The sequence below is a fragment of the Nonomuraea basaltis genome, from assembly GCF_005893125.1.
In the GTDB taxonomy this organism is placed as follows: domain Bacteria; phylum Actinomycetota; class Actinomycetes; order Streptosporangiales; family Streptosporangiaceae; genus Nonomuraea; species Nonomuraea basaltis.
In genome coordinates, this window is record NZ_VCJS01000188.1 from 1 (window position 1) to 24,692 (window position 24,692).

The 24,692-nt window shown below is 69.1% G+C and carries 28 protein-coding genes and 2 pseudogenes; 10 read left to right on the plus strand and 20 right to left on the minus strand.

Going from position 1 to position 24,692, the window contains the following annotated elements:
• The 13 genes from EJK15_RS51605 to EJK15_RS51660 all read right to left on the minus strand — a co-directional run.
• The coding region (locus EJK15_RS51605) for a hypothetical protein (RefSeq protein ID WP_138717815.1) at positions 1-200 on the minus strand (200 nt) is incomplete at its 3' end.
• 22 nt (positions 201-222) lie between these two features.
• A complete protein-coding gene (locus EJK15_RS51610) occupies positions 223-1,257 on the minus strand; it encodes a DUF917 domain-containing protein (RefSeq protein ID WP_138717816.1) in 1,035 nt (344 codons plus the stop codon).
• 67 nt (positions 1,258-1,324) lie between these two features.
• A complete protein-coding gene (locus EJK15_RS51615; protein ID WP_138717817.1) occupies positions 1,325-2,269 on the minus strand; it encodes a hypothetical protein in 945 nt (314 codons plus the stop codon).
• A 171-nt stretch (positions 2,270-2,440) separates the two neighbouring features.
• A complete protein-coding gene (locus EJK15_RS51620; RefSeq protein WP_138717818.1) occupies positions 2,441-3,400 on the minus strand; it encodes an alpha/beta hydrolase in 960 nt (319 codons plus the stop codon).
• Positions 3,401-3,506: 106 nt separating this feature from the next.
• Positions 3,507-4,262 carry an ATP-binding cassette domain-containing protein gene (locus EJK15_RS51625; protein WP_138717819.1) on the minus strand — a complete coding sequence of 252 codons (756 nt, stop codon included), beginning with the start codon at positions 4,260-4,262 and terminating at the stop codon, positions 3,507-3,509.
• Positions 4,259-5,290 carry an ABC transporter permease gene (locus EJK15_RS51630; protein ID WP_138717820.1) on the minus strand — a complete coding sequence of 344 codons (1,032 nt, stop codon included), beginning with the start codon at positions 5,288-5,290 and terminating at the stop codon, positions 4,259-4,261. Before EJK15_RS51630 ends, EJK15_RS51625 begins: the two co-directional genes overlap by 4 nt.
• Positions 5,287-6,267 carry a sugar ABC transporter substrate-binding protein gene (locus EJK15_RS51635; protein WP_138717821.1) on the minus strand — a complete coding sequence of 327 codons (981 nt, stop codon included), beginning with the start codon at positions 6,265-6,267 and terminating at the stop codon, positions 5,287-5,289. Before EJK15_RS51635 ends, EJK15_RS51630 begins: the two co-directional genes overlap by 4 nt.
• Before the next feature lie 516 nt (positions 6,268-6,783).
• Positions 6,784-7,317: a hypothetical protein gene (locus EJK15_RS71585; RefSeq protein ID WP_171075025.1), complete on the minus strand. Its 534-nt coding sequence runs from the start codon at positions 7,315-7,317 to the stop codon at positions 6,784-6,786.
• On the minus strand, positions 7,317-7,562 hold the full coding sequence (locus EJK15_RS71590; RefSeq protein ID WP_171075026.1) for a hypothetical protein: 246 nt from the start codon (positions 7,560-7,562) through the stop codon (positions 7,317-7,319). The genes EJK15_RS71585 and EJK15_RS71590 overlap by 1 nt, the downstream gene beginning before the upstream one ends.
• Before the next feature lie 50 nt (positions 7,563-7,612).
• The gene (locus EJK15_RS51645; protein WP_138717822.1) at positions 7,613-8,314 is read right to left on the minus strand and encodes a 2-phosphosulfolactate phosphatase; all 702 of its coding nucleotides are present in this window, start codon (positions 8,312-8,314) and stop codon (positions 7,613-7,615) included.
• A 373-nt stretch (positions 8,315-8,687) separates the two neighbouring features.
• Positions 8,688-9,668, minus strand: a complete 981-nt coding sequence (locus EJK15_RS51650; protein ID WP_138717823.1) for a threonine ammonia-lyase — start codon at positions 9,666-9,668, stop codon at positions 8,688-8,690.
• A 352-nt stretch (positions 9,669-10,020) separates the two neighbouring features.
• The gene (locus tag EJK15_RS51655) at positions 10,021-10,746 is read right to left on the minus strand and encodes a haloacid dehalogenase type II (RefSeq protein WP_171075027.1); all 726 of its coding nucleotides are present in this window, start codon (positions 10,744-10,746) and stop codon (positions 10,021-10,023) included.
• 88 nt (positions 10,747-10,834) lie between these two features.
• Positions 10,835-11,380 (minus strand): RBBP9/YdeN family alpha/beta hydrolase, encoded by a 546-nt coding sequence (locus EJK15_RS51660; RefSeq protein ID WP_138717825.1) that lies wholly within the window; start codon positions 11,378-11,380, stop codon positions 10,835-10,837.
• Between the two features lie 104 nt (positions 11,381-11,484).
• Between EJK15_RS51660 and EJK15_RS51665 the strand changes: the two genes are divergently transcribed.
• Entirely contained in the window at positions 11,485-11,991 is a 507-nt protein-coding gene (locus tag EJK15_RS51665) for an Lrp/AsnC family transcriptional regulator (protein ID WP_138717826.1), read from the plus strand.
• Between the two features lie 51 nt (positions 11,992-12,042).
• Here the strand turns inward: EJK15_RS51665 and EJK15_RS71595 are convergent, their stop codons facing one another.
• The 3 genes from EJK15_RS71595 to EJK15_RS51675 all read right to left on the minus strand — a co-directional run bounded on the left by EJK15_RS71595 (position 12,043) and on the right by EJK15_RS51675 (position 14,578).
• A complete protein-coding gene (locus EJK15_RS71595) occupies positions 12,043-12,192 on the minus strand; it encodes a hypothetical protein (RefSeq protein WP_171075023.1) in 150 nt (49 codons plus the stop codon).
• 161 nt (positions 12,193-12,353) lie between these two features.
• Positions 12,354-13,736, minus strand: coding sequence for an FAD-binding oxidoreductase (locus EJK15_RS51670; protein ID WP_240777750.1), 1,383 nt, complete (start codon positions 13,734-13,736; stop codon positions 12,354-12,356).
• Entirely contained in the window at positions 13,733-14,578 is an 846-nt protein-coding gene (locus tag EJK15_RS51675; RefSeq protein WP_138717827.1) for an alpha/beta hydrolase, read from the minus strand. Before EJK15_RS51675 ends, EJK15_RS51670 begins: the two co-directional genes overlap by 4 nt.
• Before the next feature lie 115 nt (positions 14,579-14,693).
• Between EJK15_RS51675 and EJK15_RS51680 the strand changes: the two genes are divergently transcribed.
• The 3 genes from EJK15_RS51680 to EJK15_RS51690 all read left to right on the plus strand — a co-directional run bounded on the left by EJK15_RS51680 (position 14,694) and on the right by EJK15_RS51690 (position 16,633).
• Positions 14,694-15,149, plus strand: a complete 456-nt coding sequence (locus EJK15_RS51680; protein ID WP_171075028.1) for a MarR family winged helix-turn-helix transcriptional regulator — start codon at positions 14,694-14,696, stop codon at positions 15,147-15,149.
• Between the two features lie 39 nt (positions 15,150-15,188).
• Entirely contained in the window at positions 15,189-15,632 is a 444-nt protein-coding gene (locus EJK15_RS51685; protein ID WP_138717829.1) for an ATP-binding protein, read from the plus strand.
• 197 nt (positions 15,633-15,829) lie between these two features.
• Positions 15,830-16,633 carry an SDR family NAD(P)-dependent oxidoreductase gene (locus tag EJK15_RS51690; RefSeq protein WP_138717830.1) on the plus strand — a complete coding sequence of 268 codons (804 nt, stop codon included), beginning with the start codon at positions 15,830-15,832 and terminating at the stop codon, positions 16,631-16,633.
• Between the two features lie 195 nt (positions 16,634-16,828).
• On the opposite strand, the gene EJK15_RS71600 is transcribed toward EJK15_RS51690, so the two are convergent.
• Both EJK15_RS71600 and EJK15_RS51695 read right to left on the minus strand, forming a co-directional pair.
• Positions 16,829-16,972: a hypothetical protein gene (locus EJK15_RS71600; protein WP_171075029.1), complete on the minus strand. Its 144-nt coding sequence runs from the start codon at positions 16,970-16,972 to the stop codon at positions 16,829-16,831.
• Positions 16,969-17,931: a hypothetical protein gene (locus EJK15_RS51695; RefSeq protein WP_138717831.1), complete on the minus strand. Its 963-nt coding sequence runs from the start codon at positions 17,929-17,931 to the stop codon at positions 16,969-16,971. The genes EJK15_RS71600 and EJK15_RS51695 overlap by 4 nt, the downstream gene beginning before the upstream one ends.
• Before the next feature lie 117 nt (positions 17,932-18,048).
• Between EJK15_RS51695 and EJK15_RS51700 the strand changes: the two genes are divergently transcribed.
• Positions 18,049-18,759 carry a TetR/AcrR family transcriptional regulator gene (locus EJK15_RS51700; protein WP_138717832.1) on the plus strand — a complete coding sequence of 237 codons (711 nt, stop codon included), beginning with the start codon at positions 18,049-18,051 and terminating at the stop codon, positions 18,757-18,759.
• Positions 18,760-18,854: 95 nt separating this feature from the next.
• Here EJK15_RS51700 and EJK15_RS51705 read toward each other — a convergent pair whose 3' ends face one another.
• Positions 18,855-19,115: a DoxX family protein gene (locus EJK15_RS51705; RefSeq protein ID WP_138717833.1), complete on the minus strand. Its 261-nt coding sequence runs from the start codon at positions 19,113-19,115 to the stop codon at positions 18,855-18,857.
• A gap of 513 nt (positions 19,116-19,628) precedes the next feature.
• Here EJK15_RS51705 and EJK15_RS78010 point away from each other — a divergent pair.
• From EJK15_RS78010 to EJK15_RS51740, 5 genes and pseudogenes are all read left to right on the plus strand, one after another.
• Positions 19,629-19,727 (plus strand): annotated as a pseudogene (locus EJK15_RS78010) (IS5/IS1182 family transposase); the annotation flags it as partial.
• A 26-nt stretch (positions 19,728-19,753) separates the two neighbouring features.
• On the plus strand, positions 19,754-20,236 hold the full coding sequence (locus EJK15_RS71605) for a hypothetical protein (protein ID WP_171075024.1): 483 nt from the start codon (positions 19,754-19,756) through the stop codon (positions 20,234-20,236).
• A gap of 295 nt (positions 20,237-20,531) precedes the next feature.
• Complete coding sequence (locus tag EJK15_RS51730) at positions 20,532-21,251, plus strand: DUF4429 domain-containing protein (protein ID WP_138717836.1); 720 nt, start codon at positions 20,532-20,534, stop codon at positions 21,249-21,251.
• A gap of 765 nt (positions 21,252-22,016) precedes the next feature.
• The gene (locus tag EJK15_RS51735; RefSeq protein WP_138717837.1) at positions 22,017-23,201 is read left to right on the plus strand and encodes a DUF2786 domain-containing protein; all 1,185 of its coding nucleotides are present in this window, start codon (positions 22,017-22,019) and stop codon (positions 23,199-23,201) included.
• 250 nt (positions 23,202-23,451) lie between these two features.
• Positions 23,452-24,381 (plus strand): LamG-like jellyroll fold domain-containing protein, encoded by a 930-nt coding sequence (locus tag EJK15_RS51740; RefSeq protein ID WP_171075030.1) that lies wholly within the window; start codon positions 23,452-23,454, stop codon positions 24,379-24,381.
• 104 nt (positions 24,382-24,485) lie between these two features.
• On the opposite strand, the pseudogene EJK15_RS78015 reads toward EJK15_RS51740, so the two are convergent.
• Positions 24,486-24,692, minus strand: a pseudogene (locus EJK15_RS78015) (hypothetical protein); the annotation flags it as partial.

Sequence of the window (24,692 nt, forward strand, 5' to 3'; positions counted from 1 at the left end):
CCGCCGGCCGCCGCCCCGATCAGCACCACCGCCGTGTGCGGCGCCACCGCCCCGAACACCGACAGCTCGTCCACGATCCGCACCTGGTGGACCGGGTTCTCGCCCGTGCCGTACATCCTGGCCCCGGCCAGCGGCCCGGCGTAGACCAGCTCGGCCACCGTGACCGGCGCCCCCCATTCCGGCGCCCGCACCCCGCTCATCGCACGATCCCCCTCCACGCGCTCACAACGGGATCCCGAACGCCCGCAGCCCGCCCAGCGCCAGCCCCTCGTCCGTGTGCCACACCGGCGCGGCCTTGACCACCATGATCTCCACGTCCTGGCCCGGCGCCGCCTTGTCGACGTTCACGACCATCCCGCCGGACGTCGAGATCATGCAGATCTGGTCCGGCGCCATCGCCACCGCCGCCCCGTCGGCCAGGGCCAGCACGATCTCGTTGTGCGCCTCCAGCCGTACCAGCCGCCGCAGCCCCTCCGACTCCTGCACCACGATGCTCGACGGCCGCGACGGCAGCGCCAGGTCGGCGCCGTGCCCGGAGCTGCCCTCCACGGCCACGATCCGCCCCCTGCACAAGGTCCGCACCCCGTACGGCGCCGCCACCGAACGCGGCACGCCCGGCCGGCCGGCCTCGATCAGCAGGCTGACCGTGCCCGGCACCAGCACCCGGGCCAGGTCCCGCGCCGCCATCGGGTAGCACGCGGCCACCGCCCACCCACCGGCCGACAGCACCACGGGCCGCAGCAGCTCCTCCACCCGGTCGCCCGCCGTCTCCAGCAGCACCAGCTCCCCCGACGCCCCCGCCAGCGCGAGCGGCGCGGCGCTCACCCCGCCCAGCGTGTACGTCGTCTGCTCCACCAGCGGAAACACCCGCCCCGTGCCGTCGCCGTCCACCAGCGGCACCCCGAGGTCGGCCGCCGCGATGAGCGGGACCAGGGCGTTCTCCGCCGCCAGGTTGAGCGCCACCACCGCCCCGGCCCGCTCCCCCAGCCTGCGTTCCAGAGCCCGGACGGCCCGCACCGGCTCGTCCCCGCGCGGCAGCTGCTCCCCCAGCGCGGTCGTGGACCCGACCAGGCTGACGGCAACGCACAGCGTCTCCGGCGGCAGCTCCCCCGCGGCAACCAGCTCGACGCCCGGCCCGAGCACCGAACCCGCCCAGTCGAGCGCCAGGTTGTACGACGACTCCGCCGTCCCGGTGGCGAACAACCGCGACCCCGCCGAGAGCCGCCCCAGCTCGTCCGTACCGATGAGCCGGCTCACGCCCCGGCCCTCCTCGCCGGGCCGCCCGCGGCCGCATGCCCGCCACCCGGCCGTCTCGCCGGACCCCTCACGGCGCCGCTCCCTCGGCCGTCACCCGCACCCGGTACAGCCCGTCGGGCAGGTACGACAGCGGGTTCACCGTGGTCTCGGCGATCCCGGCCGAGCCCGGCACCGCGCCCGCGCTGATCACCCGCGTGAGCGCCTCGTCCCTGACGTCCTGCAGCGCCCGGTCCAGCTCCGCCCGCCCGCGGGCCTGCACGATCCGCTCCACCTGCGCCTCCGGCCGCGCGAGCGCCGCCCCGTAGGCCGCCGCCACCTCGTCGGGAACCGGCTCCTCGACCGTGACCGCCTCTCCCGACGCCAGCGCCGCCCGCCCCCGGGCCAGGCTCGCCGTCCACCCCCGGTCGCACGCCCGCGGATACCGCCGGAAGTAATGCGCAGACACCAGCCCGCTCCCCGACCGCGCGAAATACGACGGCACCCCGGGCAGCTCCCGCGCCACCTCGTCGGCGATCCGCGCGGCCTCGGGGCAGAGCGCCGCGTTGCGGATCGCGTGCTCCTCCCGCTCCCGCAGCCCGTGATGCCCGAACTCGTACGACAGCGTGATCCGCGCGGCCGGCACCTCGGCCGCGATGATCGCCGCCACCGCCAGCTCGTGATCGGCCAGCATGGGCGACCCGGTCGCCGTCACCGCGAAGTCGGACAGCCCGCACGAGGTGACGAAGTCGCGCACCGCCTCGGTGTCCAGCGGCGCCAGCGGACGCCCGGTCAGACTGTGGCCGCCGCGCACGATCGTGGCCGTCCCCTGCCCCTCGGGCGGCCGCAGCGCGGCGGGACACGGCCCGCCCACGCGGATGGCCGCCACGGGAGCCGTACGCGCCCCGCCCAGGTCCACCGCCACGCACGCCCGCGTGGCACCCCCGAGAGCGGAGCCGGCAGGCCATTCGAGCGCACCGTCCCTGACGGTCACCACCACAGGCGTGGACCGTCCGAGTGCGACGCCCAGGATCACTCCAGCTCGCGTCCTTCCGTCTCCGGCAATGGCACGGCCAGAGGCCCGGACGAACTCGTCGCCGGGCCTCGCGGTCTTGGTACGGGCCGGGTGATGGCGGCCCGCGAATCAACAGGGGTAATAACGGCCCGCAGAACAGCACACCCCAGCCGGACGCCTTTACTTTGTAGATCACGAGTGGATCCATCGCTGCAGCGCGTCCGTGGCCAGCTCCATCGCGGCCTTGTACGCGTTCGTGTCGCGCAACGGGTCCAGCATGACGAAGTCGTGGATCATCCCGGCCAGCCGCACCGCCGTCACGTCGTTGCCCGCCTCGCGCAGCCGCGCCGCGTACGCCTGCCCCTCGTCGCACAGCACGTCCGCCTCACCGTTCACCACGAGCGTGGGCGGCAGGCCGCGCAATTCCTCCGCGCGCGCCCGCAACGGCGAGGCGTGGCTCTGGGCGCGCTGGGCCGGGTCGGTCGTGTACTGGTCCCAGAACCACTTCATGCCGTCGCGGTTGAGGAAGTAGCCGGTGGCGAACTGCTTGTACGAATCGGTGTCGAAGTTGGCGTCCGTGACCGGGTAGAACAGCACCTGCCCGCGCAGCCGCACGTCGCCGCGCTCCTTGGCCATCAGGGCCAGCACGGTGGCCATGTTGCCGCCGACCGAGTCGCCGCACACCGCCATCCGCCCCGCGTCGAGGTCCTTCTCCCTGCCGTGCTCCATCACCCACTGGGCGGCGGCGTAGTTCTGCTCGATCTGGGTGGGGTACCTGGCCTCGGGCGCGCGATCGTACTCGGGGAAGACCACGGCGGCGTCGCAGCGCACGGCCAGCTCGCGCACCACCCGGTCGTGCGTGTGCGCGGAGCCGAACACCCAGCCGGCGCCGTGCACGTAGAAGATCACCGGCATCGTCCCCGTGGCGCCCCTGGGCTTGACGATCCGCACCGGCACCAGCCCGGTCGGGCCGCCGCGCATCTGGATCCACTCCTCGTCGATGTCCGGCTTGGGCACACGGGGATCGGACTGGACCTTCTCCAGCAGCTCGCGGCCCTGCTCGGGCGGCAGCTCGTAGATGAACGGCGGCCTGGCGTTGGCGTCGGCGAACTCCTGCGCCGCCTTCTCCAGCACGACTTTCTTCTTGATCATTGTGGTCATGGTGGTCCCCGGTTCTGGTGTACGGCACGCCGAGATGTTTGTGCCTGTTCACGCGTCCAGGGGACCGCCCTGAACCGTCAAATTCCACCCAAGCGACTTATTCCCGCTTCAGCTCGTGCGCCAGCTCCTCCAGCTCCACCCCGCCCGCCATGAGCGCGGTCAGCTCCTGCGGGGTGATGTCGGCCTTGCCGTACTCCCCCAGGCTGGTCCCCCGGTTGAGCAGCAGGAACCGGTCCCCCACCGGGTAGGCGTGGTGCGGATTGTGGGTGATGAAGACCACGCCGAGGCCCCGGTCGCGGGCCGCGGCGATGTAGCGCAGCACCACACCGGCCTGCTTGACGCCCAGCGCCGAGGTGGGCTCGTCGAGGATCAGGACGCGGGCGCCGAAGTGGACGGCCCTGGCGATGGCCACCGACTGGCGCTCGCCGCCGGACAGGGTGCCGACGGGCTGGTCCACGTCGCGGATGTCGATGCCCATCGCCCGCAGCTCCTCGCGGGCCACCCGGCGGGCCTTGGCCACGTCGAAGGCCAGGCCCTTGCGCGGCTCGGAGCCGAGGAAGAAGTTCCGCCACACCGACATGAGCGGGATCATCGCCAGGTCCTGGTAGACGGTGGCGATGCCGCGGTCGAGCGCGTCGCGCGGGCTCGCCAGGCGCACCTCCGCGCCGTCCACCAGCAGTGAGCCCGAGTCGTGCTGGTGCACCCCCGCCAGGATCTTGATGAGCGTGGACTTGCCGGCGCCGTTGTCGCCGAGCACGCAGGTGACCTGCCCGGCCGCCACGCCCATCGACACGTCGCGCAGCGCCAGCACCGAGCCGAACGTCTTGCCGATGCCCCGGGTCTCGAGGATCAATGCCGCACCTCCTCGGCGTACCGCCGGACCAGGCGGTTGGCGAGCGTGGCCAGCAGCAGCATCGCGCCGAGGAAGAACTTGAACCAGTCGGCGTCCCAGCCCAGGAACACGATGCCCTTGTCGGCCATGCCGAAGATCACCGCGCCGATCGCGGCTCCAATGGCGGAGCCGTACCCGCCGGTGAGGAGGCAGCCGCCGATCACGGCGGCGATGATGTAGATGAACTCCTGCCCGATGCCGATGTTGGCCTGGACGGAGGTGTAGCGCAGTGCCAGGATCGAGCCGACCAGCCAGGCGGCGAACGCCGTCGTCATGAACAGCGCGATCTTCGTACCGGCGGCCGGCACACCGACCGCGCGGGCGGCCCGCTCGTCGCCGCCCACCGCGAAGATCCAGTTGCCGGCCTTGGAGCGCATCAGCACCCAGGTGGCCACCGCGGTCGCCAGGATCCACCACAGGATCGCCACCCGGAACGACGTCCCGCCGATCTGGATCGTCCCGGCGAGGATCGCGTTCGCCCCCTCGAACCCGTCGGCCCGGCGCAGGCCGCTGACCTGCACGGTCCCGGTGATCGCCTTGGTGACGCCGAGGTTGACGCCCTGCAGCATGAGGAACGTGCCCAGCGTGACGATGAAGCTGGGCAGTTTCGTCCTGGTCACGACCATGCCGTTGGCGAGCCCGACGGCCAGCGCCACCACCAGGCCGACGAGCATGGCGAGCCACACGTTGAGCCCGAAGCGGGTGGCCAGCGTGACGAGGATCAGCCCGCTCGTGCCGGTGAGCACTCCCGCCGACAGGTCGAACTCGCCGCCGATCATCAGCAGCGCGACCGCGACCGCCATGATGCCGAGCGTGGCGGCCGGATCGAGCCAGTTCGCGATGCCGGCGGGCGACCGGAACACCGGCGACTGCGCGGCGAAGAACGCGAACACCACCACCAGCCCGACCACCGCACCCAGCTCGGGCCGGATCAGCAGGCGTCGGACCGGCCCGACGTGGGCGACCCGCTCATCCGCCGTGATCGTCATCGGGTGCCCGCCTCCGCCAGCTTGGCCACCTGCTCGGCGTTGTCCTTGGTCACGAACCCGGGCCCGGTGTTGACCGGAAGGCCGCCTCCGACGGTGTTGAGGTTGGCCTTGTACAGGTTCAGGAACGTGATCGGCAGGTAGCCCTGCAGGTACTGCTGCTGGTCCACGGCGAACAGGATCTCGTCGGCCTTGATCGCGTCCACGACGTCGGCCGACAGGTCGAACGTGCCCAGCTTGGCCTGCGACCCGGAGTCCTTGATCGCGTCCCTGGCGGCCACGGCGATCGCCGGGTTGAGCGCCAGCACGCCGTTGACCTGCTGGTCCGACTGGAGCTTGGCGGTGACCTTCGAGGTCACGTCGGCCAGGTTGCTCACATCCACCTGCAGCCGCTCGACGCTTCCGCCCAGGGTCTCCTCGGCGCCCTTGCAGCGCTGGTCGAGCCCGACGTTGCCGGCCTCGTGGATGACGCACAGCAGCTTGGTGACGCCGGCCGCCTTGAGCTGCTCTCCGGCGCCGCGACCGGCCACGTCCTCGGACTGGCCGACGTGCGTGACGGCGCCGAACGCCTTGGACGAGCCGGCGCCCGAGTTGATCGTCACCACCGGGATCTTCGCCGCGACGGCCTTGCCGATGGCCTCCTTCAGCGCGTCGGGGTTGGCCATGGAGACCACGACGCCGTCCACCTTCTCGGAGACGGCCTGGTCGATGAGCTGCGACTGCTTGGCGGGATCGCCGTCGCCCTGGTAGGTGACGGTCACGCCGTACTGCTTGCCCGCGGCCTCGGCGCCGTTCTTGACCACGTCCCAGAAGGAGTCGCCCGGCGCTCCGTGGGTGATGACGGCGAACCGGGCTCCGCTCCCGGCCGGGTCCGCGGAAGTAGCGGGTGGGGCGCTCTCCGCCGTCTGTCCTCCGGAGGAGGAGCAGCCGGTCACGGCGAGGGCGCCGAGCAGGGCCAGCACGATCGGGGTACGTCTCATAGGACACCTCCAAGACCAACGGGCTTGGCCTGGTTGTACCCCAATGTCAACTCTTTGTATAGACATAAGGACGAATAGCGACACCGTTCGTTAACGCCGGACGGTCACCGTCGGAGGTGCTAGTGCGTCCGCTCTTCACCACGGCCCTGCTCCTCCTCACACCCGTCCCGGACTTGAACGCCGCTACGGCACCATGCGACTGATCTCGCTGCGGACCAACGGGCAGCCAGACCACAGGACCGACGTGGCGCTGAGCCAGCTCGAATGAGTGCTCCCGCACAGCCCCAACCCGTCTCGGACACGGCGAAACAGCTCGTGAACACCCAGAGGTCAAGGCGGCGGCGCGAGGCCGCGCTGGAGGCCCGCCGCTCGGGTCGCTTTCACCAGAGGAAAGGCAGCGGTGTTCGCCGGCCCGGCCACCGGACGTGACGGTCGAGAGGGCTCACCCCGCCGGCGAGAGGAGTGCGGGGTGCCGCCCTCGACCGGATGCCGAGGGCCAAACCCCATGGTCCCCGCTCAGTTGAGCTCGCAGGCGATCTCGCTCTCGGCCCTGCAGACATCGCTGCCGCTGCCGCCGTTAGCTCTATCGCCGCTATCAGGACCTCCGTCCAGGATGTCGTTGCCGCCGTTGCCGTTCAGCGTGTCCTGGCCGGTACCACCAGAGACCCTGTCCGTGCCCGAACCGCCGCCGTACGTGTCGAAGCCGGCACCTAGGGAGGCCGTCGCGGGCAGGGTGGTGGTGTTGCTGACTCTGTCGCTGCCGCCCTTGACATTGATCAGGAGCCGCCTGACGCTGCCGCTGGGACAGCGCACCGCGCTCCCGAACTTCGTGCAGGGCGAGCTGGGGATCAGCGCGTCGTTGGCGTTGGCCACGGTGACGAAGCCCCCGCTGCGACTGATCGTGATGTTGTCAGCCGCGTTGGTCGAGTTGATCGAGAGCGTCCCGCCGGTCAGTGACACGTTGGTGAACGCCTGTGCCGGGCTCGCCAGGAACAGCAGCGGAGCGGCGACCAGACCGCCGACGGCGAGGGTCTTGAGCATTGTGCGCATTACTTCTCCTGCAGTGAGATTTCATCGGATTCACTGGCAGTACGCTCAGCGGGAAGCAAGTGGTTCCGCAACCGGTCAAAGGGCACACAACACGGCGCCGGTGCGCTGCTGAAGGCCCCACCGCTTGGTCGGCGCGTATCGGCGAGCGCGACCTTCTTGCCGGGCAGCATAGTGCCGGTGGCTTCGCGGCGTTTGGCGGCGGCGATTCCCTCGGCCGCCATCGGGACATGCAGTTGATACCGCATACCCGACAGGGTGCTCGCTCTCGCATGCTGAAAGCAGACCCCACCAGCGATCAGACCGGGTCCTCGGCAGTCAGCGAAGGCATCGCGCGTGGACGCAGGACCATGAGCGAGCTTTCCATGGTCGCCACCATGGCAAAGGGGAACCGGTCGACCTCAAGACAGAGCGCAACGTCATCAGGATGGACTCCTTGACGCACCCCCTCCGCCAGTTCGGCGGCGGCGCGCGACTTGGCAGCGCGGCGGAGGAACTCAGCAGCATCCGTCCCAGCCTCGGTGGCCCTCCGAGCGATGTATTGAGCACACGCCAGATCTTCATCGGCCTGCCCATCGTCGCCAGTGACCACGAACGTGACACTGTCACTCTTGCGCGTCCGCAAGAGCCGAGCCGTTGCCTCCGCCACCACGAAGCTGGCGCACAGCACCAGCGGCGCCTCCTTGACCGCGAGGGCGCCGACCGTCCCTGCCGTGGTCTTCTGCACAACGGTCCGTCCGCCAAGGTCAATAGACCGCAGCAGGCCCGGGGAGTTGACGATGTCGAACCCGGGCGCGGGCGGACCGTCTTTGAGCGCCACCCAATCCCGGTGGCGAGCCTTGACCGCCAGGGCTTCGTCCAGCGACTCAGCAAGAACGATCTTCTCCGCCCCCTGGGCAAAGGCCCAGGCAGCCACGGTGAAAGCACGCATGACGTCGACCACGACCGCCACGGACGGGGCTTCGACCAGATCAGCGATGCCAAGGAAACGAGCGTCCATTCCGATCATGATCGCACATGCCCGACCCGAAGCACCCTGAGAGTGATACGCGTCATATCGACGGTCTCGGAATGCAACACCTCCGGCTGCCTGCGTCGCGAAAGTGGTCCGCAACGACGCTCGGCTCCGTCACCAGATCCCGACGCCATGCAGCGACTCACGGAACGCTGCACCACACTCGAAGACGAGCTCCCAACCGCCAAAGCCGACCTCAACCGCGAACGGTCCATCACCGCCCTCCTACGGCGCGTCGTCGCCGAGCTCTCAATCGAACTCGACCAAGCACGGGCAGATGCCGCAGCAGACGCGGTGGTCACCCGGCTCGACAGCCGACGAGCGCCGCAGTACTTCACACATCCCGGAAGAGCAATGGTCAAACCTTGTGGATGGGAGCCGCACCGACCCAGCGGTGATAGGCGTCTACGTCCACGTTGCTGCCGCACACGATGGTGACGACGTGTCGGCCGGCGAAGCGGTCACGGTCTTCGAGGATCGCCGCGATGCCGAGCGCGGCCGACGGTTCGACGACGAGGCCGGCGTGGTCGAGGAGCATTCGCATACCGGCGATGATCGACGACTCCTGGACCAGGACGGCGTCGTCAGCGACCAGGAGGAGGTCGTCCAGGACGGCCGGGATGGGACACCGGCCGGCGACGCCGTCAGCGATGGTGTTGGTCGAGTCGGTGGTGACGACGCGCCGTTGGCGCCACGAGTGTGTCATCGCCGGTGCGCCCAGCGGCTGGACGCAGATCACCTCGACTTCGGGCGCCAAGGCCTTCATCACATGACCCACACCGGTGGCCAGCGCCCCTCCGCCGAGAGCGATCAGGACGGCGTCGAACGGCGGCACGGTGTCCACCAGTTCCAGGCCGATGGTCGCCGCGCCCTCGCAGGTCTCGATGTCCAGGCTGTCTTCGACCAGCCGGATGCCGTCGTTCCGCGCGATGGCCGCCGCCCGCTCGCGAGCCATGTCGAAGTCGCCGTCCACCAGCTCCAACCTGGCGTCCAACGCGCGGATGCGATCAAGCTTGGCCGCAGGCGCGAAGCGGGATGCCACGACGGTGACGTCGAGCCCCCGGCCGCGACCGGACCAAGCGAGGGCCTGGCCAAGGTTGCCCGCGCTGGCGCACACCACGGCTCGCGACCCCTTGTCGGCGAGCAGGCCCGCGACTAACTCGGTGCCGCGGGCCTTGAAGCTGCGAACCGGGTTCGCCGTTTCGAGCTTGATGCTCACCGCGCACCCGAGGTCGGGCTCCAGCGCCTCGCAGCGGTACAGCGGAGTGTCGAGAAAAGTCGGGTCGATTACCCGGCGAGCCGCTCGGATCCGAGCGGTGTCGAGGCGCGTCTCCTGCATGACACAGCAGCGTAGCGCCGCCAGCGTTGTTCTCCGGGTGACCGTCCAGGACCTTCCCGTCTGATCCGACACACCGCATTCCGACACTGAAGTTGACTACTGAACACTCCGGCAGGACGACGAAACCGCCGTGACCGTGGAACCGGCCGGCCTGAAGGTGCCTGAAGGGCGACCAGCTCGGCGAGTGCTGCGGCGAACGGGCTGCGGTGTGCAGGAGTGAACGGCGCGACGCCGGAGATGGTGGCAGCCGCGGCCGAGCACGCCGGCAGTTGTCCCGGCGGCTCCTGGAAGTCCATGACTGTCGAGTGCCTTGGTGCTGGGTTCGTTCGGTCAGCCGGCGGCCAGGCGTTGCTCAGCAGCCGAGAGCGTCGGCCAGGTGGTGGAAGCCGGTCACGGTGAGATCGCTGGTGACGTCGGTCGCCTGGTCGGCGGTGCGATGGGCGCCCTTTTCCAGTGGCCGTTCGAGGAAGGCAGTGGCGAGCCCCGCCTTGCGAGCACCGTCGATATCCCATCGATGTGCGGCGACCATGAGGACTTGGGCCGGATCGACGTCGAGCAGCTCGGCAGCGGTGAGGTAAGCCCGGGGTGCCGGCTTGTAGACACGGGCGAGCTCGGCCGACACGATGCAATCGAACGGCAGGCTCGCGGCCTTGGCCAGGTTCGTCAGCAGCGCGAACCCTCCGTTCGACAAGGCGATCACCACGAAGCGACGCCGCAACCGGGTCAGGCCCTGTACCGCGTCGTCCCAGGCGGGTAGGCGGTGCCAGGCGTGGACGAGTCGCCGGCGCGCGTCGTCGTCGAACGCGTTCACGATGCCGTGGTCGTCGAGTAGTTCGTCCAGTGATTCCCGGTGCAGGGTGTCGAGGTAGACCCAGTCGCGCTCGCCGCGGTTCACGCGTTCCAGGGACGGTAGGTAGCGGTCGCGCCAGGCATCGGCGAACGCACCGGCGTCCAGGCGCTGTCCATGTTCAGTGACGATCTGAGTGATCTGCCCGGCGACGCCGGTGTGCCAATCAACGGTCGTACCGAAGATGTCGCAGGCCACTACGCGAATCGATGCCGGGTCGAACTTCGGCATTGGTATCTCGCCCTCTCGTGCGTGGTGTCGGATGCGCCTGACCGGCTGGTGCCGACGCCGGGCGTTACCGGGTGTCGGCGGGACATGGTCAGGGCCGACGCGTGCCGGCGGTGAATGCGGTGAGCAGTGCGCGACCGAAATCCCATCTGCCGAGCCGGCTGGCGGAGTTGATGTGGCCGGCCAAGCCGACGCTGACGCGGTCGTATTGCCAGTCAGCGGCCAGGCGCAGCGCCACGTCTGGGGAGCAGTAGGGGTCGTTGTCGCTGGAAATGACCAAGCCCGGTACGTGAAGCGGTGTCGCCTTCACCGCGGTGAAGGTGAAGGCATCGGCCGGGAAGGTCGGTCCGGCGTTGTCCGGTGGGGCCACCAGGAGCACCCCGCGGATGTCGGGTCGATGCCGGGCGATCCAGCAGGTGGCGGCAAGGCAGCCCAGGCTGTGAGCGACGAGCACCACATCGGCCGATGGGCTCTGCCTAACGGCCTTGTCGATCGCTTGGCACCAGTCGTCGAGATCGGGTTCGTCCCATGAGGAGGGGGAGATCCGTGTCGTGGAGGGGCCCCACTCGGCCTGCCAGATGGACTGCCAATGGTCCTCGTCTGAGCCGTTGATGCCAGGGATGATCACGTAGCGCATGGCTTTCCGTTCCTTCGCCGCTCGCGGCACTTGGCCGGTGCTCTGAGCGTCAGTATGTGCGAACGATCGAGTAGAGTCGCCTTCCGCCGATGAACGGAAGGTCTATGGCAGGCGAAACGTCGGATTCATTGGATGCGGTCGACCGGGCGATCCTGGCCATCCTGCAAACCGAGGGGCGCCTGGGCGTCACCGAGATCGGCCGGCGGGTCAACCTCTCCCAGCCGGCCGTGTCCGCGCGCATCAAGCGCCTGGAACAATCCGGCGTCATCACCGGGTACCGCGCGGTGGTCGACCCCGCCCGGCTCGGCTTGAACATCCATGCCGTGATCCGGCTGCGCACCACCCATGCACGCATCACCGCGTCCCTCGACCACTTCGCGCAGCTACCCGAGATCACCAACGTCTACCGGCTCACCGGCGAGGACTGTTTCCTCATTGACGTTCACGCCTCCAGCGCCGAACGCCTCGAGGCCATCGTCGACAGCATTGCCCGCTTCGGGCCCGTCACAACGTCACTGGTGCTCCGAACCTACGAAACCAAGCCGTTCGCACCGCGCCGCCCCGCTATGGAGACCGGTGTTTCCTTGGCGAACGCCGGCGAACGCCTATGAATCACCGTCCCAACGTCCAGTGCCTTCCCGCGCGGATCTCGTCCGCGACCACTACAGCTGCGTGGCCGCCCTGCGCGGTTCGGGCAGCAGGCAGCTGCGGTGCCGGACGACGCATTTCTCCACCGCCTGGCAGAGGTTCTGCCACAACTGGAAGCGGTCGGCGACTTGAACGGCATCCGGTGCTCCGCGGCTGGTGTCCATCGTGCTTGCCGGTGGTGCGTGCCACACTCCCGCGGTGCCCACGGCTTCCCGGAGAGATCAATTCTTGTGTATCCAGGCGGGCATCGGAGTTGAGGAAGCAGACCGCGACGCGATGACCGCGCAGGCGCCCCCCGATCACAGGCTCCAAGCATCTGCGAAGGTTAGGCCCCATCGCGATCCCGTCCTGCCCCGACCGGCGGGATGTTGTGGTTGAGACGGAAGATGTTGTCCGGGTCGTAGACGGCTTTGAGGCCGGTCAGCCGCCGGTAGTCCGCGGCATCGTACGCGGAGCGCACCTGCGCGGCGCCGTTCTCGCCGTTCATGAAGTTGAGGAACCGGCCGCCGGTGCTCCACGGCGCGACCGCCTCGAACACGCGCGCGTGCGCCGGCCGGATCTCGGTAATGTCGGCGCGTTCCAGCCGGGACACCACGTTGAACAGGTATCGCGCGTCGCGGTTGCCGACGGCGTTGTCGACGGCGGGCGGGTGGGCGAGCCTTCCGCCGAGATGGCGCAGCTCGACGATGTGCGGCACCGGCGCGTGGGGGCCGGCCAGGTCAAGGATGGCCCGCACGGCGGTGGCATCGAGCTCGCCCAGCATGGCCGTGCCCGCCTCGAACGCGCCCGGAGCGACGGGGTCGTTGTAGATCGACCCGGCTTCGGCGTAGGCCAGCTCACCGAGGGTGTCACTCATCGCGCCGATGGCCCGCAGCGGCGCCACCAAGCGCTCGCCGGCCCCGGGATCGCCGGCCGCGCAGGCGATGCGGACATGGACGGTGTGACGGCCGCGCAACGGCTCCGGGATCGCCGGAACATCCGGCAGGGAGATCAGCGCGACCGAGGAGCTCATCGCCTCGGGCACGGTGGCGGCCCATTGCAGGTAGGTGCCGAACACGTCGGCGGCCTTCTCGCCGGGAAAGACCAGTCCCCCGCCGTAGAGCGTGGTGACCGGCATCAGATCGATCTCCATTCCGGTCACCACGCCGAAGTTGTCCCGGCCGCCGCGCAGGGCCCAGAACAGGTCCGGCTCGGAGTCCTGGGTGACGTGCCGCAGGCGGCCGTCCGGCGTAACGACGTCGAGGCCGCGCACGTGGTCGGCGGCGTAGCCGAAACTCCGGGACAGCAGGGCCAGGCCACCGCCGAGGGTGTAGGAGACCGCGCCCACGCGCGGGGCCGAGCCGGACAGGGGCGCCAGCCCGGCCGGCGCCGCCTCGTGGATCACCTGATCCCAACGCGTCCCCGCGGCCACCCACGCGGTGCGGGCATCGGCGTCCACCCGCACAGCGCTCATCCGCGCGGTGGTGATCAGCACTCCGCCCTCGGCGGCGACGGCGGCCGAGGCGTGCCCGGTGCCCTGCACCGCCACCGGGAGCCCGCGGCTGCCCGCGTACGTCACCGCCGCCTGCACATCGGCGGGTCCGACGGCGCCCACCACCAGGTCGGGACGATGCCGGCGGGCGGTCTGGTAACCGGCGCGTTCCTCGTCGTACTCCTCGTCCCGGGGCGCGAGCACCGGCCCCATCACCTGCTCGGCCAGCCGATTCACGATTCCTCCTTCCTGCCGCGGAGCCGGGAGGCCATGAACCGGCCGGCCCGCTCCAGCGCCGCTGCCGCCTCGGCCGATTCGTCGTGCTGGAACACGTGTGGTTGGCGCGGAGCCACCTCCAACGTCACCGCGACCTCGTCGGCCCCGGCACGCCCGGCCAGCCGTACGGCGTCGTCCAGCAGGAGCTCGCTCGAGCCGACCTGGATCAGCAGGGGCGGCAGCCCGGTGAGGTCGGCGAAGACCGGGCTCGCCTCGGGCGCCGACCTGTCACCGCCGGTGACGTACTGATCGAAGTACCACTCGAGATCGGCGGGAGTGAAGATCGGGTCGACCCCGTCCTTGGACCGCATGCTCGCGCCGCTGAGGGTGAGATCGACCGCCGGCGAGAACAGGACCGCCGCCGCCGGCATCGGCAGGCCCGCGTCCCGGGCGCGCATCATGGTGACGACGGCCAGGGCGGCCCCTGCCGAGTCACCCGCGATCACCAGCCGCCGGGGGTCGGCGCCGGAGTCCAGCAGCTCGCGGTAGGCCGCCAGGCAGTCATCGGGCGCGGCGGGGAACGAATGCTCCGGCGCCAGCCGGTAGTCGAGCGAGACCGCCCGGCCGTCGAGGTGCCGCAGCAGCGCGACGGTGAGGTGGGCGGTGACACGCGCCGACCCGACCACGAAGCCGCCGCCGTGGAGATACAGCAGCACATCCTCGCCTGCCGTGCCGGGCGCCTCGATCCGCAACTCCAGTGCCGGCCGCCCGCCGAGTGTCGTCGCCGACGAGTAGACATCCGCGGCTAAGGGCCTGGTGAGCAGGGCCGCGAACTGCTCGCGCTGTTCGGCAAGGTTTCGCATCTCGTCCTCCGCAATTAGTCAACCAGCCTGACAGTCAGGTGACTTTACCACGTCTGCTGATACCGTCAAGCTGCCTGACGAAATCGCATGGAAGAAAGGCCGCACGGGGATGACGATGCGATCCGGAACGCGCGAGCGGCAAGACGAGCCCAACGTGCCGCTCCCCACCCTGCTCACGCAGGCCAAGGACATCGCGATCGCGCGACTTCACCAGCGGCTGGCCGACGAAGGGTTCGAGGGGATCCGGTACGTGCACGGTTCCGTCTTCCGGTTCATCGACGCCGAAGGCTCGCGGCTGACCACGCTCGCCGAACTCTCCGGGCTCACCAAGCAGGCGATCGGCGAACTGGTCGGCGAACTGGAGGATCACGGTTACGTCGAGCGGGTGGCCGACGCGAGCGACCGCCGTGCGAAGATCATCCGGCTCACCGACCAGGGCAAGATGGCCCAGGTCACAGCGGCCCGGATCCTCAGAGACATCGAGCAGCGGTGGTCGCGGCACCTCGGCGGGGACCAGGTCACCCTGCTGCGGCGCGCCTTGGAAGAGGTCATCGCCCTCGAAAGCGGTTAGCACTCCGGCCGTTGACAGCCTGCGCCCGCCCCTGAGCAGGTGCCCGGCGCTGCCCTGGTGGAGGGTGACCGGATCGCTGGCCCGACCGGGGACGTGGCTGTGGAGCGGCTGGAGCGGCTCGACGACGGCCTGGTGCCGGCAGCCACCGTGCGGCGCTCGGCATCAGGGGCAGCACGGTCATCGGCGCGGACGGCCAGCCAGCAGGTTGGGGTGATTCGCGCCGGCGAGCCGGCCCGGATCGAGGCGGCCGTCACCGATGCGGGATGCCGCTTGGTCCTCATCGACGGTGAGCCGGGGGTGGGCAAAACCCGGCTGCTGGAGCACCTGGTCGAGCGGGCGCACGCGGCCGGGCGGACCGTGCTCGCCGGCAGCGCCACCGAGTTCGAGCGCCTCGTCCCGTTCGGCATGTACGTGGATGCCTTCACCCGGCTGTCCGATGGCACTCCGGGCGCCGATGATCTCGCGGAGGCGGCGCTGCCCTAGACGACGTTAGGCAGCTTGGGCCGGGTCTCGCCGTACAACCGCCACCTAGAGGAGTGGTACCGCGAATCCGGCGTCGAGCGGATCGAGCTCATCGCCGCGCTGGAGCATGGCGGGTCCGGAGATTTTCGGGGTGGACCGATGAGTTCCCGTGCCGCCAGCGCTCGTAATGGGAGAAGCATCCGACGGAGAGGACCATCATGTCGCTCAACGACAAGACCGCGGTGATCTATGGAGCCGCCGGAGCCATCGGCGGCGAGGTCGCCAGGACGTTCGCCCGCGAGGGTGCCCGCGTGTACCTCGCCGGCCGCACCCTGGCCACGCTCGACACGCTGGCCAAGGAGATCAACGCCGCCGGCGGGCAGGCCCGCACGGCCGAGGTCGACGCCCTCGACCACCAGGCCGTCGTCGAGCACGCCGACGCGGTCGCCGGGGAGGCAGGGGGCATCGACGTCTCCTTCAACGCCATCGGCTTCGACCACAGCGAGTTCGGGATCCCGCTCGTGGAGCTCACCTACGAGGCCTTCGCCGTGCCACTTGTGGCCTACACCAGGACACACTTCATCACCGCGACCGCGGCGGCCAGGCACATGACGGCCAGGGGGTCGGGCGTGATCCTCACCCTGTCCTCGACGGCGGCCCGCCTGACCGCCTACCCCTCGGGCGGTTTCGGCACGGCGTGCGCGGCCGTCGAGCGGCTCTCCCTGCAGCTCGCCGCCGAGCTGGGCCCGCAGGGTGTACGCGTCGTCTGCCTGCGGCCCGCGGGGATGCCGGAGACGGCGCGGCGCGGCTCGCACTCCCGCGAGTTGTGGAGCCGCACGGCCGTGCGCATGGGGATGACGCCTGAGCAGATGCTCGACGCCCCTGCCCCCGACAGTGTCCCGCTCCGGCGTGCGCCCCGGTTGGCCGAGGTCGCGGAGGCGGCCGCCTTCCTGGCCTCGGACCTGGCCGGGGCCATGACCTCGACCGTGGTCAACCTCAGCTGCGGCGAGGTCGCCGACTAACGCACTTCAAGCGCTCTTGATCGCGTCTCTGGCCTGGCCGTACGGGGCGGTTGCGGCACGGAATGGGTGGGGCAAAGCTAGAAAATCCCTGTGGTCCCCCGACCCGTTATGAGTGGTTCTCGTGCTGGTGCGACATGACAGGCCGGCCACGGTCAGCGAGATAAAGCTTGAGGACTTCGCCCTCTGTACTTCTATCTATCTGTCCACGACTCTGTCTCGTCGGCGGGCCCGCCACAGGGCCGTCGCCGCGCCCACGAGCAGCAGCGCGACCCCGATGAACGCCTCCGTGCCGCCGTGGGGTGCGACGTGCCCGGCGTGGGCCAGCAGGGTCGCCGTCATCGCAGGTCGAAGGTGGTTGCGACGGCTGGGGCCTCGGCGAGGTGGATGGTGTGGGTGGTCGCGATGTGCAGCCAGGCGTTGCCGGTTCGCAGCGTCGTGACGGCCTTCGCAAGACCCCAGAACGCGACCTGCATGAACCATGCGAGGGACAATGCGACCTGCGCGGGCGAATCCCACGCGAGGAACGCCTCGGTGATGTTGAGGGCGCCGTACGCGAGGGCGGACAGGACCGATCCGGTCACCCACGACCGCGCCAGGACCGACAGCCGCGGGGTCAGCAGCGACTGGGTCGTGATCATGATGGGCAGGAACGACCCGAGGGTGAACAGCACGAGGGTGAGCGCGTGCCCGGTGACGGAGGTCGTGTAGTACTCCGGGGTGGCGACGAAGAAGATCGGTGGGAGCCCGACGAGGATGAAATACGGCACCCACACCTTCGGCCGGTCGAACCGCAGCAGCATGCTGTCCGGGCGGTAGCCCAGCCGGTAACGGAAGAACCAGTACGGCAGCACCGCGAGGGTGACGAAGTTGAAGATCGCCCAGGTCAGGATGGTCGCAGGGGTCTGCCGGTCCCAGACGGCCTGCGCGCCGGGGGCGAGCCCGACGAACGCGATGTGGGTGCGGATGTCGAACACGCTGCCGACCGCCAGGACTGCCGCCATCCAGGCCAGCAGGCCGGCGGTCTCCTTGCCGGGGTTGCGGAAGTCCGGCGCGTTGCGGTGATCGAGCGGTGCGCGGCGCCGCGCGAGGAAGAAGAGGAACGCCATGCCGACGACGCCGCCGACGATGCCGGATAAGTACCCGATCGGCTCTTGGTCGCTGAGCGGCAGCACGGACCGGTCGGTCGTGAAGATGTAGAGGGTGGCGGCCGCCCAGGCGGCGAGGAACAGCAGCAGCCATCGGTTGGTGAACAGGTCGCGGACGGCGGTCGGTGCCGTCGTCGGTGCAGCGGTGGTCATGGAGGGACTCTCCCGAGAAGGTCGGACAGAATAGAGAACACTGCTCTCATAGAGAGCATCGTTCTCTTTTTTCGGCCTGTCAAGAACAGTGTTCTCGTTTTGTGGGACCATGGCGGGATGACGACCGCTTCCACCGGCCTGCGGGCCCGCCGCCGACAGGAGCTGCTCGCAGCCATCCGGACCGCCGCCCTCGAGGAATTGCGCCGCTCCGGCGCCGCCGGCCTGTCCCTGCGCGCCGTCGCCCGCGACGTCGGGATCGCTGTTTCCGCCCTCTACCGCTACTTCCCGAGCCGCGACGAGCTGCTGACCGACCTCATCGTCGCTGCGTTCGACGAGCACGCCGACGCCGTCGAAGCCGGCGGCGCGCACGATGACGTGGGGGAGGCGCTGCGTGGGGTCTGGCACGCGTACCGGGCCTGGGCGGTGGCCCACCCAGCGGAGTTCGGGCTCGCCTACGGCACACCGGTCCCCGGCTACGTCGCGCCGCCGGAAGACACTGTGCGTGCCGGCAGCCGCATCGGCCGGTTCGCCCTCGGACTGCTCGCCCGCGCCTATGCCGAAGGCCGCCTCGACCCCGACACGCTGCACCGGCGCGCCGCCCGCCTGTCACCGGGCACCGCCGAACAGCTCGAGACCTGGTCCAGACGGCACGGACAGCGGGTGCCGACGGAGGTCCTCGCCGTCTGGCTCGACCTGTTCGTGCACCTGCACGGTCTGGTGTCCATGGAGGCGTTCGGCCTGCTGCGCCCGATCACCCCGGACGCCACCCCCTACGCCGCCGAAGTCGTCGACACCGAGCTCGCCGCTCTGGTCGGACCTCGACGTTGATGGCCGGATGTTCGCTGCAGGGGACGGACGCTCGTAACGCGCCGTGACGCCCGGTCGGCGGCAGATCCGGACACGAGTTGGTCTTTGGCCGGGGTTCATGCGTGCGGATGCCGGTGGGAGGGGACGGGTATCCCTCGCGTCGCGCCGCTGGCCCCGAAGCGCCACCGGCCCGAGCCGACCAGGTATTCGACGGACGACTCCATCACACCGATGAACCGCACGGTCGCCTGGGAGAAGTCCTGCATCCACGGAAACTTGACGACCAGCTTGCCCTTCGGCTGGAGAACTTTCACCAGGCCGGACATGGCGAACAGAGCGGCCAGGATCGCCTGCAAGATCCACAAGAACACATGCATTGAGGGCTCTCCTGTGGTCGTCGGTGTTGGTCTCAGCAGTACGACGACCCAACGAGGCTTATTCAAAATCCTCGTTGGACGTCGGCATCCAAGAGTCATTCCGAACATGCTGGAGTGCCTGCGCCCCCGTCGCATCCATCGGCACCGGCGCGTGGAACAGCACGTCCGGCTCGACGACCTCATCGATCGTCTTCGAGATGAGCTCCGCATCGCCGCTGTTGATGGCGTCATGGAAGCGGCCGAACGTCGGCTTTGTTGCTTGTTTACTGGACTGTTGACGTGTGTATCTCAGAGGGCGTTTAGGTATGGCTGGTTAGCATATGCCCGCTCTGCGGTCGCAGACTTTTGGGCTCTTCGCCCTAAAGGGGTAGATTGAGTAGTCCTCATCGCCGATGAGAGCGCCCGTTTGATTATCAAATGACGCTCGAATTCCGTCTAGTCTAGAAACGTGGCAGAAACTCCTTACCAGTCGAAGACCACTACCGATCACATGTTTCAGGTAAAAGTTCCGCCATGAGCAACCGGAAGCCGTACCCCAGTGACATATCCGACGCCCGCTGGGCCTTAATCGAGCCCACCTTAACCGCCTGGCCTCAATTACGAACTGACCGGCCTGGCCCGCGTCAAGCGGCGGCGCCGTGCACGCGGCTCCCGCATCGGAGTCTCTCGACTCCGTCGTCCAAGCGATCAAGAAGCAGTTCACGAAGAAGAGCAGCGTGCGCTTCTCCGTCAGGCGACGCGGCGGCCCTCCGCCCTCGGAGGATCTCAAGATCTCCGGCGCGTACCGCTTCAACGCTTCAGGCATGTACGCCGCCGACCTCACGGAGATCTCCTACGAGAAGGCGGCGACGGGGCGATCCCGAGAGATCACCATAGGCCGAGAATGGAGAACCGTCACCGTGCCGCTGTGGAGGGTCGTCTTCACTCCTGGCGGACAGATCACCTGGAAACTCTGGGCGGGCCCGGACAACCTGCCGAGACGCTTCCACGCCATCATGAAGTTCACCCGGCCGGAGGGCGGCGAGGCCGAGAGCATGACAATGAACATCATCTATCGAGGATGGGGAACCCCCGTCAAGATCACGGCCCCGCCCAAGCACCTCATCTCCGGCGGTTGGTGATGGACGACCTGCACAACAACGCGGTACTTCGGAGCTCTCACAGCAAGCTGCTCCACCATGCTGCGGTCAGGTCGACCGCCATGGAGACCGTCACCGGCGAATGCCATTGCTCGAAGCACCGCGACCTGGACAGGTCGACCGCTTTGCTCCTCCAGAGTGCGCCAGCAGAAGTCGCCGTAGTCGCCGTCGCCGAACGCGGCGGCCAGCGACGTGCGCAGGCCCAGCCGGCTCGTCGCGGTGGCCGCCCGTCTGCGCAGCCGCCAGTGTTTGAGCACCAGCACCTATCCTTGCTTGCATGGGTGACGTACTGAAGGGGCGAGGTTGCGCGTGGGAGTTCGAGGACGGAGGGCTGCGCATTACGCCTGAGCCGGGTAAGGCGTCGAAACTGAGCATGGAGCTCGGTGAGCGGTTCGTGCCGTACGACGCGCTGGCCGATGTCATGCTGGAGCCTGGTGCACGCGGCAGGGTGGTGTTGCGGGTGGTTCCCCGGGAGGGAGCCGACCCGGTCATGTCCGCGGCAACGGGGCAGCTCCAGGAGTCGCTCGATCCGTACCGGCTGGTGCTGCCCGCCGCCACGAAGACGCTGGCCGACCAGTATGCCGACGAGATGCGCGCGGCCCTGTCCGAGCGCGGTCCGGCTGAGCGGTTCCTGATCGCCGGTCCTTCGGTGCCGCGTAGTTTCAAGGCATGGGACGGTGAGGCCGCCTTCGACGGGCAGGCTGTCACCTTCACCTGGTTCTCGTCCGGAGCTTCCCCGGCCAAGTACACGGCAGGTGACCAGCGTTACCCGATCACCGAGATCGAGGGCGTCGACTGGCATGCACTGGAGGACGCTCGCGGGTCGTTGCGGCTGCGCATCCGTGGGCACCAGGCCCTCTCCAATCCCAACAACGATCCCGCCTCCGTGGTGTTCGGCATTGGCTGGGGAGCCACGCATCACTCCCTGCCCTTCGCCGCCGCCGTGCTGGCCGCCGTACAAGGTCCCATGATCGAACAGGTCGCGGCGGAAGGCTGAGCTGCTGTCCCGTATGTGACTTTTGTGCGCGTTAGCGCCTTGGAACTCAAGGCACCCGACGGCGCGCTTCCGTCCGGGAAGAACCGCACCATCAGCACGGTCTCGATGTTGGTCGTAGCGGTTGACGCCTGGATAGACGTTGTTCGAGCGTTTGCCCAGGGCGAGATGGAGGTGCGTGGGAATGCCACCGATCCTGTCCCGCTCGAAAACACGGTTTCATGCTCTGAACGGTGCTCCGCCGTCAACTCGGTGGCCGGCCACGGTGGGGTCACGCCGACCGGCTCTGGCTCACGCTGTTGTCGCAGCTGATCCACCGCCGCCTGTGCGCGGAGGTGTTCCCGGTCACCCCGGCGACGATCTTGCGTTGGCGTCGTCATCTCGTAGCGCGTAAGTGGACCTTCACCGACAGGCGACGCCCGGGACGGCCCTGTACCCGCCAGCCCGTCAAGGCACTGATTGTTGGGATGGCGCCGGTGCCCCAACCTGGGGGCACCGGAGAATCCAGGGCGAGCTGGCTCGCCTGGGCTAACCGATCGCGGCCTCCACGGTGTGGGAGACCCTGCACACGGCCGGTTTCGAGCGGTACACCTGCGCGTACGGGTCGCTTGCCATGGGACGCCCAATATGCTCGGCCCTGATCGTCATGGTAGGCGGGTCAGCCGGGGTCGGCCAGGACCTCGCCGCCTTCCACCGCGCCGGCGAGCAGGGGACGAGGCTCCGTCGCGGTAGGGTTCTGGCGGACTTTCTCTAAGGTGGACGGCACGTGTGAGTAAGGCTAATGAGCTGATCGGCGCGGCGATGGAGGCCCTTGCCCGCGAGGATGAGGCAGCCTTCGACTCTGCCGCCGCCTTCCTGGCCGACCGGGACGACGCCGATCGCGTGCTGGTGGAGGTTGTGACCCGTGCGATCTCGGGGTTGTGGCGGAACGGCTGGCAGCCCGCCGACGTGGTCAGGATCGCGGCCAGGCGGCTGACCGACTGGCACGGGCGGGCGGCGGCTGACCTCATCGCCTGGGAGATGCGGGCCTACGCGCCGGCCACGGTGGATGAGCGCTGGCGCGACCAACTCGCCGGCCTGGAGGCCGCGGTGTGGTGGAAGGGCGGCTACCTGGCGGCGCGGCAGGCACGCGACGGGGCCAGCCGACTGGTGACCGTCTCCGGTGGGCTGGAGCTGCTGGGGTTGCTGACCGGACTGCCGCGGCTGGAGTCGTTGAGCCCGCGGCCCGGGGCCGCTCGCTGTACGGTCCAGGCACGCTCGCACGCGGTCAGCGAGAAGACGTTCGCGCGGGTGCGGGCGCTGCTTGCCAAGGCGGAGTCGACGACGTACGAGGCGGAGGCGGAGACGTTCACGTCGGCGGCGCAGAGCTTGATGGCGAAGTACAGCATCGACGCGGCGATGCTGGACGCGCAGCCAGGCGGACGTGAGGCCCCGGCGGGCATCCGGGTCGGCATCGACGCGCCGTACGAGCAGCCCAAGGCCGTGCTGCTCGACCTCATTGCCGAGGCCAACAGGTGCCGGGTGATCTGGTCGAAGGAGCTGGGGTTCGCCACTGTGCTGGGGTTCTGGGCGGACCTGTCCTGGGTGGAGGTGCTGTTCACCTCGCTGCTGGTGCAGGCGCAGACCGCGCTGGTGAACTCGGGCACCAAGAAGCACGGCACCGGCCGGTCGAGGAACAAGACGTTCCGCCAGTCGTTCCTGTCGGCGTTCGCCTCCAGGATCGGGGAGCGGCTCGCCGAGGCCACGGCGGGTGCGGTCTCGCAGGAGAGCGCCAGCCGCGGCACCGACCTGGTGCCGGTGCTGGCGGCCCGCGAACAGGAGGTGGAGCAGGCGGTCGAGCGCATGTTCCCGAACCTGGTCTCGCACGCGGTCCGCACGTCCTGGGACCGGGAGGGCTGGGCGGCCGGCCGTACCGCCGCCGATCAGGCCAGCCTCGGGGCGCGAGACCGATAGCGCCTGTATCCCTAATGCTGGGGATATCTTTTCCCCAGCGGCAGCCATCCAAGAACGCGACGACACGGATCCGACAACACAAGGCTGAATGCTGAGCTTGAGAAGCTCTCTCGCCTGCTCCTGCCGTCTTTGACGGTGGGATGTGGAGGTGGCGCAGATGGCAATGGCTCATGTGCAGGTCAGCAGGAGATGCGGTTGCGTCGATCCCGAGACCGGACGTCAGCGAAGGACGCAGTGTTCGCACCTGTCGGTGGATGACGAGCACGGCAGCTGGCATTTCGCGGTGCAGCTACGCAGCCTGGACGGGCAGCGGCAGCGCATCCGCCAAGGCGGTTACGCCGACCGCGGTGAGCGTCACCCACCTACCTACACCGGCCCCGCGCCGATCGTCGCCACCCTCGACGGCAGCTCGACCACCGACTACACGGGAACCACCGCGCTTCCCGCGGTCAACGCCGACGACCTGCCGGTCTGGACGCACGTCGCCGTCGTGGCCACCCTGGACCAGGACACCGGGCTGTGGACGCTGGAGCTCTTCCTCGACGGCATCTCCGACAGCACGTTCAGCGATGCGACGCTGCAGCAGGGCAAGAGCGGCACGCTCCTCGTCATCGGCCGCAACACCGTCGATGACGTGAGCGTGTTCGGCAAGGTGGCCGCGCTGCGGTTCTGGAACGTCCCGCGAACGATGGCCGAGTTGCGCCGCACCGCCTTCACCGGCCTGATGGGCAACGAGTCAGGACTGCTCGGCTGCTGGCCCATGGTCGAGATCTCGACGGGTGGGCCGACCGGGCGGTTCCTCCCCAACATCGCCGTTGCCATCGGGTCGATCTGGGACGCCGATCTCCAACTCTTCCCGTCGCAGACGGTGGGCCTCGCGCAGGACGCCTTCTTCTTGTCCACGGTCGCGAGCGTCGCCGGGCTGCCTGCCGTGAAGGCGCACACGATGCTGCCCAACGACCGCTGGAGTCACCTGGCGGTCGTGTACCGCGGCGGGGGCGCGCTCGACCTGAACCCGCCGCTCCGCTTCGACGCCGGGCAGCTGGACTGGGTGCGCTGTACCGCCAGCGACGCCCTGAACCCGGGCGAGGCCTTCGCCATCGACGCCTGGATCATGGTCCCGTCACCGCCCGTCCAGAACGCGACGATCATCGCCCAGTCCTATGACCAAACCCCCTAGTAGTACTTTGTTAGTTCGTCATGGTGGTCGTTGATGGCAGGTGGGGCATTGGCCTGCCCAGGTGGCTAACAGCACCTGGAGCATGTGCAAGATCTTGTAGAAGGTCAGGCCGCCCCAGCCGCTTTTGGGCTGGTCAAGCGCAGTTCAGTGAGGAACAGATGGGCGGCCGAAGCCAAGGTGACGTGGGCAGATGCCCGTCACTGTCTCGGGCGATGTCGCGGTTGGCGGGCCGCACCCGCAGCACAAGGAAGCGTGAGCGCATCGTGGCGGTCGGGTTGCCCTTGCTCTTCTTGGTGCCCTGCCGCCAGGCT

Bases quoted from the DNA above. Each gene is read 5' to 3' on its own strand.
- EJK15_RS51635 (WP_138717821.1), bottom strand. From the start codon at position 6,267: ATGAGACGTACCCCGATCGTGCTGGCCCTGCTCGGCGCCCTCGCCGTG.
- EJK15_RS71590 (WP_171075026.1), bottom strand. From the start codon at position 7,562: ATGCGGTATCAACTGCATGTCCCGATGGCGGCCGAGGGAATCGCCGCC.
- EJK15_RS51675 (WP_138717827.1), bottom strand. From the start codon at position 14,578: ATGCGAAACCTTGCCGAACAGCGCGAGCAGTTCGCGGCCCTGCTCACC.
- EJK15_RS51730 (WP_138717836.1), top strand. From the start codon at position 20,532: ATGGGTGACGTACTGAAGGGGCGAGGTTGCGCGTGGGAGTTCGAGGAC.
- EJK15_RS71600 (WP_171075029.1), bottom strand. From the start codon at position 16,972: ATGACGGCGACCCTGCTGGCCCACGCCGGGCACGTCGCACCCCACGGC.
- EJK15_RS51620 (WP_138717818.1), bottom strand. From the start codon at position 3,400: ATGATCAAGAAGAAAGTCGTGCTGGAGAAGGCGGCGCAGGAGTTCGCC.
- EJK15_RS51630 (WP_138717820.1), bottom strand. From the start codon at position 5,290: ATGACGATCACGGCGGATGAGCGGGTCGCCCACGTCGGGCCGGTCCGA.
- EJK15_RS51690 (WP_138717830.1), top strand. From the start codon at position 15,830: ATGTCGCTCAACGACAAGACCGCGGTGATCTATGGAGCCGCCGGAGCC.
- EJK15_RS51705 (WP_138717833.1), bottom strand. From the start codon at position 19,115: ATGCATGTGTTCTTGTGGATCTTGCAGGCGATCCTGGCCGCTCTGTTC.
- EJK15_RS51655 (WP_171075027.1), bottom strand. From the start codon at position 10,746: ATGCCGAAGTTCGACCCGGCATCGATTCGCGTAGTGGCCTGCGACATC.
- EJK15_RS51680 (WP_171075028.1), top strand. From the start codon at position 14,694: ATGCGATCCGGAACGCGCGAGCGGCAAGACGAGCCCAACGTGCCGCTC.
- EJK15_RS51650 (WP_138717823.1), bottom strand. From the start codon at position 9,668: ATGCAGGAGACGCGCCTCGACACCGCTCGGATCCGAGCGGCTCGCCGG.
- EJK15_RS71595 (WP_171075023.1), bottom strand. From the start codon at position 12,192: ATGGACACCAGCCGCGGAGCACCGGATGCCGTTCAAGTCGCCGACCGC.
- EJK15_RS51645 (WP_138717822.1), bottom strand. From the start codon at position 8,314: ATGGACGCTCGTTTCCTTGGCATCGCTGATCTGGTCGAAGCCCCGTCC.
- EJK15_RS51665 (WP_138717826.1), top strand. From the start codon at position 11,485: ATGGCAGGCGAAACGTCGGATTCATTGGATGCGGTCGACCGGGCGATC.
- EJK15_RS51660 (WP_138717825.1), bottom strand. From the start codon at position 11,380: ATGCGCTACGTGATCATCCCTGGCATCAACGGCTCAGACGAGGACCAT.
- EJK15_RS51695 (WP_138717831.1), bottom strand. From the start codon at position 17,931: ATGACCACCGCTGCACCGACGACGGCACCGACCGCCGTCCGCGACCTG.
- EJK15_RS71585 (WP_171075025.1), bottom strand. From the start codon at position 7,317: ATGCGCACAATGCTCAAGACCCTCGCCGTCGGCGGTCTGGTCGCCGCT.
- EJK15_RS51700 (WP_138717832.1), top strand. From the start codon at position 18,049: ATGACGACCGCTTCCACCGGCCTGCGGGCCCGCCGCCGACAGGAGCTG.